At 47.6% G+C, this 18,838-nt stretch carries 20 protein-coding genes; 18 read left to right on the top strand and 2 right to left on the bottom strand.

Annotated elements, in window-relative coordinates; all coding sequences use genetic code 11:
* Positions 1 to 7 precede the first annotated feature (7 nt).
* The 8 genes from M1J35_RS04920 (at position 8) to paaX (ending at position 6,883) form a co-directional block, all read left to right on the top strand.
* Entirely contained in the window at positions 8 to 316 is a 309-nt protein-coding gene (locus M1J35_RS04920) for an EthD family reductase (protein WP_034760972.1), read from the top strand.
* Positions 309 to 1,088 carry an enoyl-CoA hydratase/isomerase family protein gene (locus M1J35_RS04925; protein ID WP_254652886.1) on the top strand — a complete coding sequence of 260 codons (780 nt, stop codon included), beginning with the start codon at positions 309 to 311 and terminating at the stop codon, positions 1,086 to 1,088. The genes M1J35_RS04920 and M1J35_RS04925 overlap by 8 nt, the downstream gene beginning before the upstream one ends.
* Before the next feature lie 12 nt (positions 1,089 to 1,100).
* Positions 1,101 to 1,874, top strand: a complete 774-nt coding sequence (locus M1J35_RS04930; protein ID WP_254652887.1) for an enoyl-CoA hydratase-related protein — start codon at positions 1,101 to 1,103, stop codon at positions 1,872 to 1,874.
* Between the two features lie 24 nt (positions 1,875 to 1,898).
* Entirely contained in the window at positions 1,899 to 3,416 is a 1,518-nt protein-coding gene (locus M1J35_RS04935) for an aldehyde dehydrogenase family protein (protein WP_254652888.1), read from the top strand.
* Between the two features lie 65 nt (positions 3,417 to 3,481).
* A complete protein-coding gene (locus tag M1J35_RS04940) occupies positions 3,482 to 4,357 on the top strand; it encodes a 3-hydroxyacyl-CoA dehydrogenase (RefSeq protein ID WP_229596094.1) in 876 nt (291 codons plus the stop codon).
* Positions 4,354 to 5,559, top strand: coding sequence for a thiolase family protein (locus tag M1J35_RS04945; protein WP_254652889.1), 1,206 nt, complete (start codon positions 4,354 to 4,356; stop codon positions 5,557 to 5,559). Before M1J35_RS04940 ends, M1J35_RS04945 begins: the two co-directional genes overlap by 4 nt.
* Before the next feature lie 74 nt (positions 5,560 to 5,633).
* Positions 5,634 to 5,855 carry a hypothetical protein gene (locus M1J35_RS04950; RefSeq protein WP_098351222.1) on the top strand — a complete coding sequence of 74 codons (222 nt, stop codon included), beginning with the start codon at positions 5,634 to 5,636 and terminating at the stop codon, positions 5,853 to 5,855.
* Positions 5,856 to 6,007: 152 nt separating this feature from the next.
* Complete coding sequence (paaX, locus tag M1J35_RS04955) at positions 6,008 to 6,883, top strand: phenylacetic acid degradation operon negative regulatory protein PaaX (RefSeq protein WP_254652890.1); 876 nt, start codon at positions 6,008 to 6,010, stop codon at positions 6,881 to 6,883.
* Between the two features lie 53 nt (positions 6,884 to 6,936).
* Here the strand turns inward: paaX and M1J35_RS04960 are convergent, their stop codons facing one another.
* Positions 6,937 to 7,605, bottom strand: a complete 669-nt coding sequence (locus M1J35_RS04960; protein WP_254652891.1) for a DUF1129 family protein — start codon at positions 7,603 to 7,605, stop codon at positions 6,937 to 6,939.
* The gene (locus tag M1J35_RS04965; RefSeq protein WP_254652892.1) at positions 7,595 to 7,930 is read right to left on the bottom strand and encodes a PadR family transcriptional regulator; all 336 of its coding nucleotides are present in this window, start codon (positions 7,928 to 7,930) and stop codon (positions 7,595 to 7,597) included. Before M1J35_RS04965 ends, M1J35_RS04960 begins: the two co-directional genes overlap by 11 nt.
* Before the next feature lie 204 nt (positions 7,931 to 8,134).
* Here M1J35_RS04965 and M1J35_RS04970 point away from each other — a divergent pair, with 204 nt between their 5' ends.
* The 10 genes from M1J35_RS04970 to lpdA all read left to right on the top strand — a co-directional run bounded on the left by M1J35_RS04970 (position 8,135) and on the right by lpdA (position 18,815).
* Positions 8,135 to 9,091: an NAD(P)H-dependent flavin oxidoreductase gene (locus M1J35_RS04970; RefSeq protein ID WP_254652893.1), complete on the top strand. Its 957-nt coding sequence runs from the start codon at positions 8,135 to 8,137 to the stop codon at positions 9,089 to 9,091.
* Positions 9,092 to 9,464: 373 nt separating this feature from the next.
* Complete coding sequence (locus M1J35_RS04975) at positions 9,465 to 10,436, top strand: ABC transporter substrate-binding protein (RefSeq protein WP_034762640.1); 972 nt, start codon at positions 9,465 to 9,467, stop codon at positions 10,434 to 10,436.
* A gap of 16 nt (positions 10,437 to 10,452) precedes the next feature.
* Positions 10,453 to 11,481 carry an ABC transporter permease gene (locus tag M1J35_RS04980; RefSeq protein ID WP_254652894.1) on the top strand — a complete coding sequence of 343 codons (1,029 nt, stop codon included), beginning with the start codon at positions 10,453 to 10,455 and terminating at the stop codon, positions 11,479 to 11,481.
* Positions 11,456 to 12,250 (top strand): ABC transporter ATP-binding protein, encoded by a 795-nt coding sequence (locus tag M1J35_RS04985; RefSeq protein WP_034762642.1) that lies wholly within the window; start codon positions 11,456 to 11,458, stop codon positions 12,248 to 12,250. Before M1J35_RS04980 ends, M1J35_RS04985 begins: the two co-directional genes overlap by 26 nt.
* 215 nt (positions 12,251 to 12,465) lie before the next feature.
* A complete protein-coding gene (locus M1J35_RS04990; protein ID WP_254652895.1) occupies positions 12,466 to 12,861 on the top strand; it encodes a thioesterase family protein in 396 nt (131 codons plus the stop codon).
* A 101-nt stretch (positions 12,862 to 12,962) separates the two neighbouring features.
* The gene (locus M1J35_RS04995; protein ID WP_254653686.1) at positions 12,963 to 14,069 is read left to right on the top strand and encodes a Leu/Phe/Val dehydrogenase; all 1,107 of its coding nucleotides are present in this window, start codon (positions 12,963 to 12,965) and stop codon (positions 14,067 to 14,069) included.
* 62 nt (positions 14,070 to 14,131) lie between these two features.
* The gene (pdhA, locus tag M1J35_RS05000) at positions 14,132 to 15,196 is read left to right on the top strand and encodes a pyruvate dehydrogenase (acetyl-transferring) E1 component subunit alpha (protein ID WP_254652896.1); all 1,065 of its coding nucleotides are present in this window, start codon (positions 14,132 to 14,134) and stop codon (positions 15,194 to 15,196) included.
* A gap of 1 nt (position 15,197) precedes the next feature.
* Positions 15,198 to 16,193 carry an alpha-ketoacid dehydrogenase subunit beta gene (locus M1J35_RS05005; RefSeq protein WP_305882331.1) on the top strand — a complete coding sequence of 332 codons (996 nt, stop codon included), beginning with the start codon at positions 15,198 to 15,200 and terminating at the stop codon, positions 16,191 to 16,193.
* Between the two features lie 15 nt (positions 16,194 to 16,208).
* The gene (locus M1J35_RS05010) at positions 16,209 to 17,387 is read left to right on the top strand and encodes a dihydrolipoamide acetyltransferase family protein (protein ID WP_254652897.1); all 1,179 of its coding nucleotides are present in this window, start codon (positions 16,209 to 16,211) and stop codon (positions 17,385 to 17,387) included.
* Positions 17,388 to 18,815 (top strand): dihydrolipoyl dehydrogenase, encoded by a 1,428-nt coding sequence (gene lpdA, locus M1J35_RS05015; protein WP_254652898.1) that lies wholly within the window; start codon positions 17,388 to 17,390, stop codon positions 18,813 to 18,815.
* Positions 18,816 to 18,838: the final 23 nt, after the last annotated feature.

The following is an 18,838-nucleotide window of genomic DNA, read 5'->3' on the forward strand; positions in this document are numbered from 1 at the left end:
TTCCATTATGGTAAAACTGATTGCGTTATATAAGCACCCTGAAAATAAAGAGAAATTCGATGAGCATTACTTCAATACCCACGGTCCGATCACTGCGAAGATTCCCGGCTTGAAGAAGATGGATGTCACTCGCATTGTCGGATCTCCGATGGGTGGGGAAGGCAAATATTACTTAATGTGTGAAATGTATTACGAAAGCCATGAAGCACTGAAGGCAGCCATGAAATCCGACGAAGGAAAAGCTTCCGGGAAGGACCTTATGGGCTTTGCCGCAGATCTTGTCACCCTTATGATCGGCGAAGAAGTGAATGAATAAAGAGTACGAATATATCGTAGTGAGCGAGAGGGACGGAGTTGGTTTCATCGAACTGAACAGACCGAAAGTCCTGAACGCCATCAATCGTCCCATGGTATCGGAACTGGTCCATGCTTTCGAAGCGTTTGACAGGAACGACAATGTGAAGGTGATGGTGTTATCCGGCAGGGGGAGAGCTTTCGCCGCAGGAGCGGATATTGATGAAATGGCAGAGGACGGGGCCATTGATCTGGAGCTCTTGAATCAATTCACCGAATGGGACCGCCTTGCCTGGATCAAGAAGCCGATCATCGGAGCGGTCCAGGGGTTTGCGTTAGGTGGCGGATTTGAGCTTGCCCTTTGCTGTGACCTTTTATTCGCAACGGAGGATGCAAGCTTCGGTTTTCCCGAAGTAAATCTTGGGGTCATGCCGGGAGCAGGCGGGACACAAAGGCTTACAAAGTTGATCGGGAAATCCCGTGCTATGGAATGGCTATTATCCGGAGACATGTTTACAGCCGCCCAAGCACTCCAATGGGGAGTCATCAACCGGACGATCCCTAAAGAGATATTAATGGAAGAAACAGAGAAATTTGCGAGGAAATTGGCTGTCAAGCCTCCGCTTTCCCTTCGCTTGATCAAGGAGTCAGTACATAAAGCCGTGGATTCCTCGATTTATGAAGGAATGCAGTATGAGCGTAAGAACTTCTATCTCCTTTTTGCCTCGGAAGACCAGAAAGAAGGCATGAAGGCTTTCGTGGAAAAACGCAAACCTGATTTCAAAGGAAAATAAGGAGGCTGCACTATGTTTGAAACGATTAACTATGAAGTGAAGAATAACGTAGCCTGGATCACCCTGAATCGTCCCGATAAGCTGAATGCATTCATCCGTCAACTGAATATGGAAATTCAAAAGGCGGTAAAAGAGTCTTCGCGAAATGAAGAAGTGAGAGCCATCGTCATCACGGGGGAAGGCAGGGCCTTCTGCTCAGGGCAGGATCTAAGTGAAGTGGATGAAAGCATGGATCACGGTGAAGTGCTGCGGAATCATTACGGGCCGATGGTGAAGGAAATCGAGCAGTGCGAAAAACCTGTCATCGCCGCTGTCAATGGAGTGGCTGCAGGAGCGGGGTTCAGCCTTGCGCTTGCATGTGATTTCAGGCTCGTGTCAGAGAAAGCGAGCTTCATTCAGGCATTTGTGCATGTCGGTCTCGTTCCGGATTCAGGAAATCTTTATTACTTATCGAAGATTGTTGGATACGCCAAAGCCCTTGAGCTGGCCGTTTTTGGAGAGAAAATCAAAGCGGATGAGGCGGAGAAACTGGGTCTTGTCACAAAGCTCATTTCAATTGATGAGTGGCAGGAAGAGACGAGAGCCTTTGCCGAAAGGATCGCCTCCATGCCGACAAAGGCAATCGGCTTGATGAAGCGCTTATTGAAGGGAAGTGCGGATCTGTCCTTCAACGAATACTTGGAAAAAGAAGCATATGCCCAGCGGATCGCAGGCAAGACAGAGGATCACCGCGAAGGTGTATCAGCCTTCATGGAGAAAAGAAAACCAGCCTTTCACGGAAAATAATTCAATCAAAAAGGAGATGGAGTTATGTCTACAGTAAAAGAGCAAAGTTTTGAAGTCCTTGAAATGAAAAGAGAGCATTATTCATTGGTGATCAACGGTCAGCGTATGGAAAGCACCTCTGGGGAAACCTTCACGACATACAACCCGGCAACAGGTGAGGCAATCGCCACTGTTTCACTGGCATCAACAGAAGATGCGGAAAAAGCGGTAGAGGCAGCAAGGAATGCATTCGATTTCGGTAAATGGAAGAAGTTCCCGATCAATAAACGTTCCCGTGTCCTTAATAAAATTGCAGGCATTATGAGATCCCGTTTCAATGAACTTGTATCCCTTGAAATCATGGACAGCGGGAAGTCGTTATCCGCGGCACAAGGTCAAGTGATGCAGGCAATCGAAGACTTTGAATTCTATGCAGGTGCGATCGTGGGTCACCGCGGAACGGTCAATAACGTACCGGGTCAATTCTCAAACGTCGCAGAGAAAGAACCGGTCGGTGTCTGTGCTCAGATAATCCCTTGGAATTATCCATTAATGATGGCTGCATGGAAAATCGCACCTGCCATTGCCGCAGGCTGCTCGGTTGTCGTGAAACCAGCCACCCTTACTCCTCTGACGGCCATTGTACTAGGTGAAATCTGTATAGAAGCGGGAGTACCTGAAGGGGTCGTCAACATCATTCCGGGAGCGGGTTCTTCTGTCGGTAATTACTTAGTGGAGCATGAAAAGGTTGATAAAGTTGCCTTCACCGGTTCCACTCCGATCGGAAAAAACATCATGGAAAAAGCGTCTCAAACGTTAAAAAGAGTCACCCTCGAATTAGGCGGAAAATCCCCTAATATCGTATTTGATGATGCCGATGTGGATGCAGCTGTGGATGGTTCCCTATTCGGAATCTTCTATAATACGGGCCAATCCTGTGAAGCGCGTTCCAGATTATATGTGCACGAAGATATTTACGATGAGTTCATGGAAAAGTTCGTCGAGAAGACGAAGAAGCTGAAACTGGCTGATCCTCATGACAAAGGAACGCATATCGGGGCCATCATCAACCAGGGTCAACTGGATACGATCGATGGATATGTCCAGTCGGCCAAAGAAGAAGGAGCAACGATTTTAGCTGGAGGAAACCCAGCGAAAGTAGAAGGCTTCGAAAATGGCTACTGGTATGAGCCAACCATCATCACCGATGTGAATCATGATATGAAGGTGGTAAAAGAAGAGATCTTCGGACCTGTTGTGGTCGTAATGAAATTCAAGGATGAAAAAGAAGCGATCAGACTGGCGAACGACAGTGAATATGGATTGGGTTCTGCCGTATGGACTCAAAACCATGGCCGTGCGACAAGAGTATCGAAGGCGATCCAGGCTGGGATCGTCATGGTGAACTGCCCGTTCTCGGCTTTCCCGGGGACTCCATTCGGAGGCTATAAGCAGTCCGGGTTCGGCCGTGAGCTCTGTGTCGAAACGCTGGATCTGTATACTGAAACGAAGAGTATCATTTCGTACTTCGGAAACCGTCCGTTAAATCCATTTGGCGTATAAAAAACATCAAGCAGGGGTTGTCCTAACAAGGTCAACCCCTTATTGCAAGAAAGGGGAAATGAAGGATGACACAGCATATCGTGGTAGTGGGTTCGGGTGTGATGGGTAGAGGGATTGCCTATGTAAGTGCAACAGGAGGTTTCAGAACCACACTGGTTGATATTAAACAAGAGCAGTTGGATCACGCAAGAGAAGAAATCGAAATCATCTTCCGGAAGGGGATCGAAAGAAACAAGCTTACACAGCAGGAGTATGTAGAAGCAAAAGAGCTGATGAGCTATTCAACGAATCTATCGATTGCCGTCAGGGATGCCGACGTGGTCATCGAAGCCGTTCCGGAAAAGACAGACATCAAGCGTGGCGTATTCGAGGTCCTGGATGCCCATGCACCTGAGTATTGCTATCTGGCGACCAATACGTCCACCATGAGTCCGACTGAAATCGGGTCCTTTACGAAACGTCCGGATAAAGTGATTGCCATGCACTTTTTCAACCCTGTACATAAAATGCCACTCGTCGAAATCGTGAGGGGATTGGAAACGAGTGATGAAACAGCGGAGGTCATCGGGCAGGTGGCCCGCCTGATGGGGAAAGAAACAGTGGTCATCAATGAATTCCCAGGGTTTGTTACAAGCAGGATCTCGGCACTCGTCGGGAATGAAGCCTTCTACATGCTTCAGGAAGGACTAGGGTCTCCCGAGGAAATAGATAAAGCGATCAAGCTTGGCTTAAATTACCCAATGGGTCCCTTTGAACTCGGTGATTTAGTAGGATTGGATACACGATTGAATAATTTAAAGTATCTCCATGAAAAGCTTGGCGAGAAGTATCGTCCGGCGCCACTGTTAGAGAAGTACGTGAAGGCAGGCCGCCTTGGCAGAAAAACAGGCAAAGGGGTCTATGATTATTCAGCACCAAAAGAGAAGGAGCCCCAATCATGAGAGAGGTTGTCATTGTCGATGCCGTCCGGACCCCGATCGGAAGATATAAAGGAGCTTTAAAAGAAGTGCGTCCTGATGACCTTGGAGCTCATGTCATAAAAGCTCTGGTGGAAAGGAATCCCCTTGTCCCCGTCCATACGATTGAAGAAGTGGTACTGGGAAACGCCAATGGTGCCGGAGAGGATAACCGGAATGTCGCACGTATGTCGACTCTCCTTGCGGGTCTTCCTGTCGAGGTCGGTGCGACGACCATCAATCGTCTGTGCGGCTCGGGACTGGACGCTGTGAACTATGCAGCAAGGGCCATTTTAGCAGGAGAAGGGGAGGTCTTCATAGCAGGTGGAACCGAAAGCATGACGCGTGCCCCGTACGTCATGGCCAAGCCTTCAAAAGAATTCCCGAGAGGCAATATGGAAATGTTCGATACGACGATCGGTTGGCGTTTCGTCAACTCCCGGCTGAAAGAAAAATACGGGACCGACTCCATGCCGGAAACGGCTGAGAACGTGGCGAAGCAATTTGGCATTTCACGTGAAGAACAGGATCACTTTGCTTATTGGAGCCAGGTGAAGGCGAAGCGTGCCATGGACGAAGAACGTTTCAAAGAAGAGATTGTACCGGTGGAGCTTCGTGACCGCAAAGGAAATGTCTCTACCTTCATGATGGATGAGCATCCAAGACCCGACACCAATAGTGAGAAGCTGCAGAAACTTAAGCCCCTGTTCCAGGGGGGGACCGTGACGGCCGGGAATGCTTCCGGTGTGAATGACGGAGCATCGGCTCTTTTACTCATGAGCAGGGAAAAGGCGGAAGAATTAGGGGTCACCCCCCTCGCCCGCTACGTGACGTCAGCCACTGCGGGCCTGGAGCCTTCCGTCATGGGACTGGGGCCAATCTATGCCACACAGAAGGTCCTTAAGCGCTCGGGCCTCGCCCTTGATCAGATCGGCTTGGTGGAGCTGAATGAAGCCTTCGCGGCCCAGTCCCTCGCCTGCATCCGTGAACTCGGACTGAACGAAGAAATCGTCAACGTCAACGGGGGAGCCATCGCCTTCGGTCATCCGCTTGGGGCAAGTGGGGCCCGTATCCTGACCACCCTTCTCTATGAAATGAAGAAGAGGAAAGTACGATACGGCCTCTCCACCATGTGCATCGGAGTAGGTCAGGGAATCGCGACCCTCGTTGAAAATATAGAATCGTAAGTGCCCTGTTTTTGCAGGGCTTTTTGTGATTAAGAGGTTTCCTTTTTAGAAAGGATAGACGTGAGGTGATAAAGATGGAATTTGAAATCATGACAGTCGAAAGTGAAATTCCCTGTCTCGTCGTCGCAGATGAAGATAACGGCAGATTTATGATCAGGAAGGCGGACACGAGCGGGGAAGTGTTCAACAGTCAGGAGGAGCTTGTACATTGGATCGAGGCAAACTGGTCCAAGGAAAAGGTCGTGAACACGTATGATTTTGTAAAGATGCTGGAGATGTTGAGGGTGTATCATTGAGGGACAGGCTCTTTGGGGGAGCCTGATTTTTTTATTTAGAATATGTATCTAAGAATATTCATTTATCTTCCTGGATTTTTTATGCTATTATATTTATTAAACGTAAAATTAACGTCATAAATGAATGCGATAGGATAAAAGGAGAGGCAGCGATGAATACAAGATCAATGATCTTTACACTATACGGGGACTATATTCGCCACTACGGAAATAAAATATGGATCGGCAGCTTGATTCGCCTGCTGAATGAATTTGGTCATAATGATCAGGCCGTCCGTGCCGCGATTTCGAGGATGAACAAGCAAGGATGGGTCCAGGCGGAGAAACAAGGGAACAAGAGCTATTACTCCCTGACTGAACGCGGCGAGGTCCGCATGGAAGAAGCGGCAAACAGGATATTTAAGCTGAAGCCTGAGCAATGGGACGGAAAATGGAGGATCCTCATGTATTCCATTCCCGAAGAAATCAGGAGTATCCGTGATGAACTGAGAAAAGAACTGGTTTGGAGCGGATTTGGAACGCTGTCGACAAGTACGTGGATTTCTCCCAACAACCTGGAGAAGCAGGTGCAATCCCTTATCGATAAATACGATATTAAAGAGTACGTCGATTTCTTCATCGCAGAACATAAAGGTCCGAATGAAAATCAACGGTTAATAGAAAAAAGCTGGGATCTGAACGAAATCAATGACCGATACCAGGAATTCATTTCCCGGTACAGCCAACAATACATGATTGATAAGAGTAAAATCAGTAAAGGACAAATGAGCGATGCCGAATGCTTCGTGGAAAGAACAAAGCTCGTCCATGAATACCGAAAATTCCTTTTCGTCGACCCAGGCCTGCCGGAAGAACTCCTGCCTGAAAAATGGCTCGGAGCCCACGCGGTCACTCTGTTCGGAGAATACTACAAAGAACTCGCAGAGCCGGCATCCCGATTCTTTGAAAGTGTATTCGAAGACGGAAACGAACTGAAGAACAAAGATGTGAGTTATAACGTGATGACACATCCGTTATTGCTTGACTGAAAAAACCACCTGCCCATTTAAATCGGCAGGTGGTTTTTTTGAGGGACGGACCTCTACTTTTTCATAAAATAAGAGAGTACTAAAAGCAACGCACCTGTAATAAGCGAAGCATACCAAGGAAACATGAAGGAAGGCCCGATATTAGGCAGGAAGTAGATACTGCAAATAATGATCCCCATTGATATCATGCCCATTGTTCCTGCCTTAAGGGAGTCTTTAATAGGGGTTTGCTTCTCTTTGAACAGGGATTTTTTAATAATAGAGAAGATAATCTTTACACCAATTAAACTTGAGCAGAAAATAAGAATGGCAAGGATGGAGAATGTGACTGGATAGAATTCATTGCTTATTTCTTTAAACATTGGACCTATCAATAATAAAAGTCCACGTGTCAACAAGAAGTATCCTAATAAATTCAAAGCTAGCGATGCTATGAATGTAGTGATACTCCTCTTCTTTTCGAAGGGAAGCTGCTCAATGATATCGTCAGCGTAAGCTTTGGGATCCTCTCCTAAGATCATTCTGGCTGTTTTCCCTTCACGTTGCCCGTCAATAATATGATCCAGAATTTCCATTAATATTTCCTCAGTCTGCTGCTCTGACAAAGTAAGCTGAAGGCGCATATATATCAGAAAGTCAGAATAGTACTTTTCATTTTCTTCCGACAAACTTGTTCGTTTCTGATTGTTTAATTCAATTAACTGCTTGGCTTCAATCATCATGATTCCCCCTTATTAACAATGTTGTCACTGGTGATACGATTTGTTCCCATTCCTTCGATATATCAGATAGTACGGAATGGCCGTCCTCCGTTAAATAATAATATTTTCGGTTGGGGCCAGAATCTGAAGGCTGCATTTCCCCCCGGATTAACTTATTTTTTTGGAGCCGTAGTAATACAGGATATATAGTCCCTTCGCTTACATCCTGTAATCCAGAAGACTGCAGTTTTTTTGAAAGTTCATATCCGTAGACCGGTTCTTTTTCAATTACAGAAAGAATACAACCATCTAATATCCCCTTTAATAGCTGACTGCGGATAGACATATGATATGAAACCCCCACTTCTAGTATATTGCATTACAAGGTACCGGATGATAAAACAGCTACCTTGCTTTGCAAAATAGCTACTTTTAGAATATGTGTTTAGGAATAAATTGTCAACAAATATTTCAAATTAGTGGAAATATCATTTGGACTTGTCGAACAATCCCAAAAAGTATAACATAAATTTAACGAAGGGGGATTATAATGAATAACTTAACGAACGTCTTACATATAAAATATCCTATCGTTCAAGGTGGCATGGGGAACATCAGCAATGCCCCGTTGACGGCGGCAATCTCTGAAGCAGGAGCACTTGGAACGATTGGAGTCGGGACCATGGGCGTGGAGGAAGTGGAAGCGATCATCGTCGAAACGAAAAAGAGAACCAGCAAGCCTTTCGCCCTGAACATCCCGATTTCCATCACACCGCATCTGAAGGAGATGGTTCGTTTAGTGGTGACACACGGCATACCTGTCGTTTCCTTATCAGCGGGAAATCCATCCCCGCTCATTCCTTATTTTCATGAGCACAATGTAAAGGTGATCTGTGTCGTCGCTTCGAAAAAACAGGGAAAGAAAGCGGAAGAGGCAGGTGCGGATGTGATCGTCGCGGAAGGGTATGAAGCCGCCGGGATCAACTCCAATCTGGAAACGACCACTCTGGCCCTTATTCCTCAACTCGTGGATACGGTAAAGATTCCGGTAGTGGCAGCAGGTGGAATCGGTGATGGACGGGGACTTGCTTCCATGCTTGCCCTTGGTGCGAGCGGAGTGCAAATGGGGACACGGTTCATCGCGACCAAAGAAGCTCCTTTTCATGAAAACTATAAATCGACCCTGGTGGATGCGAAGGACGATAGCACGGTCATCGTGGGCCGTTCTGTCGGCAGGGTGAGACGTGTGATGAAGACACCTTATGCAGATGGGTTGCTTCAAAAAGAGCGGGAGGGAATCGCTCCTGATGAGTTCAACCACATGACATCCGAGGATCATCACCGGATTGGGGCGCTTGAAGGGAAACTGGATCAGGGCTTCATCAACGGCGGGCAGGTGTCCGGTCTTGTAGAGGATATTCCAACGGTAGAGGTGCTGCTCAAAAGAATGATGAGCGATGCAAACAGGATTTTCAGAGAGCTTTCCAGTTACGAAATGCGTTCTTAATAGATTAAGGTTTTCTAAGCGCTGCTCCTTTTAGGGAGGGCGCTTTTTTTGGGTGGAGCTCGCAAAGTGGCACAGGTTCAACATCCCCCATCACAGATTCCATCCTCATGTCAGAAAGCTATTGCACAAAAATTTTCCGTAACTTCCTCTAGATATTCCCCCCAAGACCGACTATACTAGTATTAATTTTTAAATTTTCCGAATATTATTGACTATTTTGCGACTGGAGTGATAATATAACGTTGTATTTACGTTCGTTCATATTTTTATCATACATGGATTTGCTAGTCTAGTAGACTACTGATCATATATCAGGAAGAGAAAAAGGGGGATTTCTGTGAAGAAGAAGAGTTTATTACTTGTTGTGATCTCTATGTTATTTGGAATGCTGATTCTATCAGGATGTGGTAGTGATAAGAGTTCCGGCGGTGGAGATGGTGAGAAGCAATATGTCATCGGGGTAACCCAGATTGTGGAACATCCATCACTGGATGCGGCATTTGAAGGTTTTAAGAAAGCTTTGGATGAAAACGGTTTCAAGGAAGGCGAAAACGTTAAGTATGATGTTCAAATCGCTCAAGGAGACCAAAGTAACTCACAAAGCATTGCGAAGAACTTTGTCGGGGACGGTGTAGACCTTATCTTTGCAAACTCTACCCCAAGTGCACAAACTGCCCTGAATGCAACGAAAGACATTCCAATCGTATTCACCTCTGTCACGGATCCTGTCGGTGCTGAACTGGTCAAGTCATTTGACGAGCCAGGTGAGAATATTACTGGTACGACGGATACTCACCCAGAAGCGATTTCAAAGACACTCCACTTTATCACGGATGAAATGAAAGCGAAGAAAATCGGGATTGTCTATAATTCCGGTGAGCAAAATGCTGTCGTGCAGGTAGCTGAAGTGAATAAACTCGCGAAGGAAAAAGGCGTGGAAGTGGTTGAAGCAACGGTTTCAACGTCTGCAGATGTGAAACAGGCGACTGAATCCATGGTGGGAAGGGTCGATGCCCTTTACATCCCGAAAGATAACACAGTCGTTTCAGCCCTTGAGTCGGTCATCACGGTAGCGAATGAAAAGGATATTCCTCTATTCGTCGGGGAACTCGATTCATTGAAAAAAGGAGCCATTGCTGCAAGTGGATTCAACTATGAAGATCTTGGTTACCAAACCGGGTTGATGGCGGTGAAGATCTTAAAAGGGGAGAAAAAGCCTTCTGAACTCCCTGTACAGGCTCCGGAAAACTTCGAGTTGATGTTCAATAAAGCGGCAGCTGAAGAACAAGGTGTGGAAGTACAGGAAGCCTGGTCAGACCTTGGGAAGTTTATCGAAGAAAAATAGGAAGGGATGATGATTCGTGCCAACAGCAATATTCGCATCCTTTGAATCTGGAATCATTTACGCTATTATGGCCCTCGGAGTCTACCTGTCCTTTCGGATATTGGATTTTCCTGATTTAACAGTCGATGGCAGCTTCGTAACAGGGGCCGCTGTCGCTGCAACCATGATTGTCAGTGGCGTAAACCCCGTCATCGCAACGATTACGGCGATAGTGATCGGATTTGTAGCAGGATGTATAACAGGTTTACTTCATACGTTTGGTAAAATAAATGCCTTATTATCAGGGATCTTGATGATGATCGCCCTTTATTCCATCAATCTTCGGATCATGGGGAGATCGAATGTACCCCTGCTCAGTCAGGATACTGCGTTTACAGGGATAGAAGGATTCTGGTCCCCTCTTGGTATCGATGCCGCCCTTAATAAAGTATGGACAGGCATCGGGCTTGGGGAGCCAGTTCCGGGAACATGGAGCATTCTGTTCATCATGACGATCATTACACTGCTGATCAAATTTTTGACAGACGCATTTTTGAAAACGGAAATCGGGTTGGCGTTGAGAGCGACTGGGGATAATCAACGGATGATCCGCAGCTTCTCTGCCAATACGAATCTGATGATCATTCTCGGGTTGGGGATCTCGAATGGGATGGTGGCGCTATCCGGTGCTCTGATCGCCCAATACAGCCGTTTTGCCGACGTCGGAATGGGGATCGGGATGATCATCATCGGGCTCGCTTCTGTCATCATCGGTGAAGCATTATTCGGAACGAAGACGATTGCCCGTACGACCTTAGCCGTTATCGGCGGGGCGATCATCTACCGATTGGTCGTTTCCATGGCTCTTCGTGTCGATTTCCTTGAAACAGGGGATATGAAACTGATCACGGCGACCATCGTCATTCTGGCCCTTGTCATGCCTAAGGTGATGGATCGTTACAAGGATAAGAAACGAAAGGCGCAGCGGATGGCGGAACGGGTAAACCAAACGTCGATTTCAGAGAGAAAGGGTGATGGCGGTGTTACAATTAAATCGAATTCATAAAGTATTCAATGAAGGGACACCCGATGAGAAAATCGCCCTTGATGATATTCAGCTCTCTCTGAAACCAGGTGATTTCGTGACGGTCATCGGGAGTAACGGCGCGGGGAAATCGACACTGATGAACATCGTCTCAGGGGTGTTGATTCCTGATATCGGAAATGTGTTGATCGATGACCACGAGGTATCGAAGGTTTCTGAGTATAAACGTTCAAAGCTCATTGGCCGCGTATTCCAGGATCCCATGGCAGGGACGGCGCCATCCATGACCATAGAGGAGAACCTGGCCATGGCGTATTCCCGCAACCGGACGAGAACCTTCAGGATGGGGGTCACGAAGAAGCGGAAAGTGTTCTTTAAAGAAGTACTTGAAACCCTTCATCTCGGACTTGAAAACCGTCTGAATGCCAAGGTGGGATTATTGTCAGGTGGAGAACGGCAGGCCCTTTCCCTATTGATGGCGACCTTCACAGAGCCATCGATCCTGCTATTGGACGAACACACGGCTGCCCTTGATCCGGCCCGTGCGGATCTGATTACGAACCTGACAAAGGAAATTGTGGAGAAATACAAGCTCACTACATTGATGGTCACCCATAACATGCAGCAGGCCCTGGATCTCGGGAACCGCTTGATCATGATGGATAAGGGACAGATCATCCTTGAAGTGAATGAAGAACAGAAGAAGCATCTCACCGTCGAAGGATTGCTTCACGAATTCCAGAGGATCCGTGGCAGTCAACTGGCAAGTGATCGGGCACTTCTTTCATAGAATATAAAAAGAATAAACAACCTTCTGTAAAAAGCAACGGGACTTTGGTTCCGTTGCTTTTTTGCGTTAATAGAGTCACTATGCATAACTTATATTAATATAATATTTTAAATATTTTAACAATTTATTGACTATTTATAAAACAAAATGTTATTATATCGTTGAATTAACGTTATATAAAAATGTATGATTCGTTGGTTTAAAGGGGGAAAGCAATGAAGTCTGGATTAGCAGTAGGACATACTGCCGTTATTACGACTGAAGTCATCCCCGGCATGTATGCCCAGTTTGAAGGAAACGTGGTTCATCCCGTGTATTCAACGGTGTCAATGGTGTATCACATGGAATGGGCATCCAGGAAAGTCATTCTACCCTATTTGGAAGATCACGAAGAAGGAATGGGGGCAGAGGTGAACGCCCGGCATGTGGCTCCGGCGAAAACAGGTTCCCTTCTTGAAATTAGAGCGAACGTTATTGAATATGAACGAAACGTCATCGTAACGGAAGTGACTGTCAGAGATAGAGAGAGTGACAGACTCATCGGAAAAGGTGAAGTGAAGCAAGTGGTATTACCGAAAGAGAAAATTAACGAAAGAATTAAAGAGAGCTAGATCCATTTATGAAGCGGGTAGTAAAAGGAGGAAGCAAAGTGTCTAAAGTATCGACTGAATTGAAAGCGGTTACAAACAGAGAGCTTGTAGGGGGAAATGATATGGATATGTTCCAGAAAATACAGAACCATGAACAGGTCGTTTTTTGCAACGATGAGGAAACAGGGCTGAAAGCCATCATCGCCATACATAATACCACCCTCGGTCCAGCTCTTGGCGGATGCCGCATGAGACCTTATTCATCAGTAGATGAAGCGCTTGAAGACGTCCTGCGCCTATCCAAAGGCATGACGTATAAATGTGCAGCGGCCGACGTCGACTTCGGTGGAGGGAAGGCGGTCATTATCGGAGATCCGGAAAAAGATAAACATCCGGAGCTGTTCCGTGCCTTCGGTCAATTCGTCGAATCCCTTAATGGACGATTCTATACAGGGACAGATATGGGGACCACGCCTGAAGATTTCGTTTATGCCTTGAAAGAGACAAATTGTATCGTCGGCGTCAATGAAGAGTACGGCGGAAGCGGTGATTCATCCATCCCGACGGCCATGGGCGTGATTTATGGGTTGCAGGCGACAAACCAAAATGTCTGGGGTTCAAAAGACCTTCATGGAAAAAGCTACGCCATTCAGGGGCTCGGGAAAGTCGGGTTTAAAGTAGCAGAGCGACTGTTGGAAGAGGGAGCCGATCTGTATGTAACGGATATCAGTCAGAAATCCATCGATCTATTGGTTGCGAAAGCGAAGAACATTGGTGCGGCCATCAAAGTCGTATCGGGAGAGGAAATTTATTCTGTCGATGCGGATGTCTTCGTGCCATGTGCCATCGGGGGAGTCATCAACGATCACACGGTGGATCAGTTAAAGGTAAAGGCGGTGGTGGGTTCTGCCAATAATCAGCTATTAGATCTTTCCCATGGGCTGAAGCTGCACGAAAAAGGGATCCTGTATGCCCCTGATTACATCGTCAATGCCGGAGGACTGATCCAGGTGGCGGACGAATTATATGAGCCGAACAAAGAACGGGTCCTTCAAAAGACAAGCGCCATTTACAACAGCCTTCAAAACATCTATCTGCAGTCGGAAAATGAGCACATGACCACGGTGGAAGCGGCCAACCGTTTCTGCGAGGACCGGATCCACGCACGCACGAGAAGGAACAGCTTCTTCTCCCATGCGAAGCGTCCGAAGTGGTCGGTGAGAACGTAAATCCAGGCAGTTTCATGATTATCCCGAATCTCCAACAATATTGCACCACACGAGGTGATGAAATGATCGAGGAATTTCAACTGGTCCAAGTCATGGACCAACAAGGACAACTGGTTCAAAGCGAGTATGAAAAAGACATTTCAGAAGAATTGGCCCGTACGTTTTACCGGCATCTCATGAGGATCCGCACCTTCGATCGTAAAGCCGTAAGCCTTCAGCGCCAGGGCCGTATCGGAACCTATGCACCATATGAAGGTCAGGAGGCATCCCAGGTGGGGAGCGCCCTTGCCCTGCAGGAGAAAGACTGGTTATTTCCATCCTACCGCGATCATGGCGCAACCATGACATTCGGACATTCGCTCCTTCATATCCTTCTTTTCTGGAAAGGGAGGAATGAAGGGTGTGTCCCTCCTGAAGGGAAGAATATCTTCACTCCAGGCATCCCGATTGCGACCCAGCTTCCACATGCGGTAGGCGCGGCTTTCGCTGAAAAGAGAAAAGGAACCCGGAATGCGGCCATTGTCTATTTCGGCGACGGCGCCACTTCCGAGGGCGATTTTCATGAAGGATTGAATCTGGCAAGTGTATGGGGGGCTCCAGTCGTCTTTTTCAATCAAAATAATCAATATGCCATATCTGTCCCCATCCACAAGCAAATGAAGACAAAGACCATCGCCCAGAAAGCCCTGGCCTATGATATCCCAAGCGTCCGCATCGACGGCAATGATATTTTTGCCGTTTATTTTGAAACATTGAAAGCACTGGAGCGAGCAAGGAACGGGGACGGACCTACCTTAATCGAATCGGTGACATGGAGATATGGTGCCCATACGACAGCCGATGATCCGACGAAGTACCGTAACCAGCAGGAAAGCGAGTCCAGGCGTAAAGATAATGACCCCGTCGATCGTTTAACCAAATACATGAAGCTAAGGGGCTGGCTTGACGAGGAATGGACGGCTTCTGTCCAAAAGGAATGTGCGAAAGAAGTGGACCTTGCCGTCGACGAACTGGAAGCATATCCAGCCGCGGATCCGGGTTTGATCTTCGATTATGTGTTTGCCAAACCGACATGGACGATCCAGGAACAAAAAGAAAAGCTCATTGAGCAATTGAGAGGTGAATAGAATGAGCACCTTAACGAAAATGAAGACGTTGACGATGGTTCAGGCCATCACGGATGCCATGAGAGTGATGCTCGAAGAAAACGAGGACGTCCTGTTGATGGGGGAGGATATCGGGACGAACGGGGGAGTGTTCCGGGCGACTGACGGCCTGCAACAGGAATTCGGCGAAGACCGGGTGCTGGATACACCCTTAAGTGAAGCCGGGTTTATCGGTGCCGCCATCGGGATGGGTTTGAATGGATTCCGCCCGGTGACGGAGGTCCAGTTTTTAGGATTCATCTACCCGGCATATGAGCAGATCATGACCCATGCTTCCAGAATACGGGCACGCACACTCGGGTCTTTCACCTGCCCACTGGTCATCAGGGCTCCTTATGGGGCCGGGGTCCGGGCGCCGGAAATCCATTCCGATAGCACAGAGGCACTTTTCACTCACATGCCGGGAATCAAGGTTGTCTGTCCGGCCACACCGTATGATGCCAAAGGTCTTCTGATTGCGGCGATTGAAGACCCCGATCCCGTCCTGTTTCTTGAGCCCATGAGATGCTACCGGTCTTCTAAAGAGGAAGTACCGGAAGAGAAGTACACCGTGGAAATCGGGAAGGGAAAGGTAGTAGCAGAAGGGGAGGATGTCACAATCATTGCATGGGGTGCGATGGTGAAGATAGCCGAGGACGCAGCGAAGGAAGCGGCGGATAAAGGCATCTCCTGCGAGGTACTTGACCTCAGAACCCTTTATCCCCTTGATAAGGATTTGATCTCAAACTCTGTCCAGAAGACCGGGAGGACCGTCATCGTCCACGAAGCCCATGCAACGGGTGGGGTTGGAAATGATGTACTTGCAATCATCAATGACAAATCTTTTTTATATCAAAAAGCGCCCACAGAGCGCGTAACAGGATTCGATACACCTGTCCCGTATTTCGGATTTGAAGATTTCTATTTGCCTGACAGTAAACGAGTGCTTGCTGCAGTGGAGAAAGTGGCGCGCTATTAGACAAGGAGGGAGTCCATGGAAGTTAAGCTTCATGATATCGGGGAAGGGATGACCGAAGCCAATATCAATCACTTTCTTGTGAAGGTGGGGGATATCGTAAAAGCGGATCAACCACTTGTAGAGGTACAAACAGATAAAATGACGGCGGAAATCCCGGCACCATTTTCAGGTGTGATTAAGGAATTCACCGTAAGTGAAGGTGAGACGATTCCCGTCGGATCGACGGTATTGCTGATGGAAAAGGAAAGCAGGGATGCTAGCCGCCGTACCGTTTCCCAGACGACTCAGGTCTTAAAGAAGAAGAGGATCCTTGCTTCCCCGTATACGAGAAAAATCGCAAGAGAAAATGGGGTCAATATAGAAGAAGTGGTTGGTTCAGGGGCCGGGGGCAGAATCGTCGATGAAGATGTTCTCCTCTATATGAAAGGCGACATAGGGGCGTCTCCAAAACCTGAAGAGGAAACTGTTCCTGCTGTTCAACCGAAGCCAGCAGAAACCGTGCCAAACACCATCCCTTTCAGGGGCAGGAGAAAACAAATTGCTTCCAAGATGGCTCATTCACTCAGAACCATCCCTCACTGCACCCATTTTGAAGAAATCGACGTGACGAATCTATTAGTCTGGAAAGATACGATGAAAAGAGGGGGACAGTCCGTTTCCATGGGGGCGTTTTTTATCAAAGCTCTTTCTGTCTGTTTAAAAGAGTTCCCGATCTTCAATGCCCGCCTCAATGAAGAGGAAGAATGTATCGAGCTTCAGCCACACCATAATATCGGTGTCGCAGTCGACACGGATGATGGTCTGATCGTTCCTGTCATCAAAGGGGTGGAAGGAATGACAATGGTCGAAATCCAGGCTGAAATGAAGGCCCTCACCGTCAAGGCTCAGGAAGGCAAGCTTGCGATGAAAGAGATCAAAGGAGGTACCTTCACGGTCAGTAATGTCGGCCCGCTGAACGGATCGATCGGGGCCACCCCGATCATTAACGAGCCGGAAGTGGCCCTCATAGCCTTTCATAAAACGAAGAAGCGTCCGATGGTGAATGAACACGATGACATTGTCGTCCGCTCCATGATGAATGTATCCATGTCCTTTGATCACAGAGTGGTGGATGGCGGGTCGGCCGTGACCTTTACAAATCGTTTGAGGGATTTGATCGAAGAGCCTCAATCCATGCTTTTGGAGTTGATATAAATGGTAGTGGGAGAAATTACAGAAGAAAAAGACGTCATTGTCATCGGAGGAGGTCCCGGAGGCTATCACGCAGCCATCAGAGCAGCGGGCCTCGGTAGACAGGTCACGCTGATCGAACGGGAGGACCTGGGGGGTACCTGCTTGAATAAAGGCTGCATCCCATCAAAGGTATTTACCCATTTTGCCCAGGAATTCAAAAAGACGAAGCACCTGAAGGAAATGGGGATGGAGTTCGGGGAAGTAGAGGCAAACCTTGCGACTCTTCAACACTATAAAAATAAAAAAATCACCCAGCTCCGTACCGGTGTGGAATCCCTCTGTAAAGCAAACAAGGTTGAAATCATAAAAGGGACGGCTTCATTCCTGTCAGAATCCCGTATCGGAGTCGAAAACGGGCATGAGTTCAGTCTTCTTAATTTTAAAGAGGCGATCGTCGCAACAGGTGGAGACTTTCACTATCCGGATGAAATTATCTTCAATGATGATACGATCCTGAAGGAAAGACAGGTGTTTGAGCTGGAGGACATCCCCCGGGAACTGATCATGTATGGTGCAGATTACATTTCATTGGAGATCGCGTCCGTTTTCTCAACATTGGGAAGTCGGGTCACGCTAATCCTGAGTGAAGAATTAGCATTGGATCCCTCCCTTTCCAAAGAATTGTCCAGGCAGTTAAAAAAACAGAAAATCAGTGTCATCAAAGATTGCGTACTGAAAAAGGCCAGTGAGAGGGACGGACTTGTCCTTGCAGAGCTCCAAAAAGAAGATGGAGAAACGGTCTCCATTGAAGGTTCTCACTTTGTCGTGAGCGGTCAAGTAAAACCGAATCTATCTGATCTCGGTCTCGACCGCCTTCGTATCGAAACAACCGGGCAGGGATATATCCATACAGATCGGGAGGGACGGACCTCCATTCCCCATATTTGGGCGATCGGGGATGTGACGGGAGGTCCGTCCCTCGCCGTGAAGGCGATCAAGCAGGGGAAGGCAGCTGCAGAGGCAATGGCGGGTCTTCCGGTAGAAGTGGATCTGCGGTTCGTGCCTACGGTGGTGCAGATGAGTCCCCCGATTGCGTACGCCGGCCTTACAGAAGAGGAAGCGAAGAGTGAAGGCTATTCGGTCACAGTGAGTGAGAACCCTGTCAGGGGAAATGGGTACGCCCAGCTCACAGAGGAGAAGGACGGATTCGTCAAAGTCGTGTCAGACAGTGAAACGGATATGATCCTTGGTATTCATATGATGGGAATGGGTGCGGTCGAGCTGATCACGGCAGGTGTAATGGGACTCGAAATGGCAGCGAGGGATGAGGACTTTCGCTTTCCGCTCTATCCCCACCCCAGCATGAATGAGACCATGCTCGAAGCGGTCGAAGGTTTAAAGGGGGATGCCGTGCATATGCCACCCAGAAAAAAGGAGCCAGTGAGATAAAAAGAGGGACGGACTTCATCACA

Source organism: Rossellomorea sp. KS-H15a, assembly GCF_024195245.1.
Classification (GTDB): Bacteria; Bacillota; Bacilli; order Bacillales; family Bacillaceae_B; genus Rossellomorea; species Rossellomorea vietnamensis.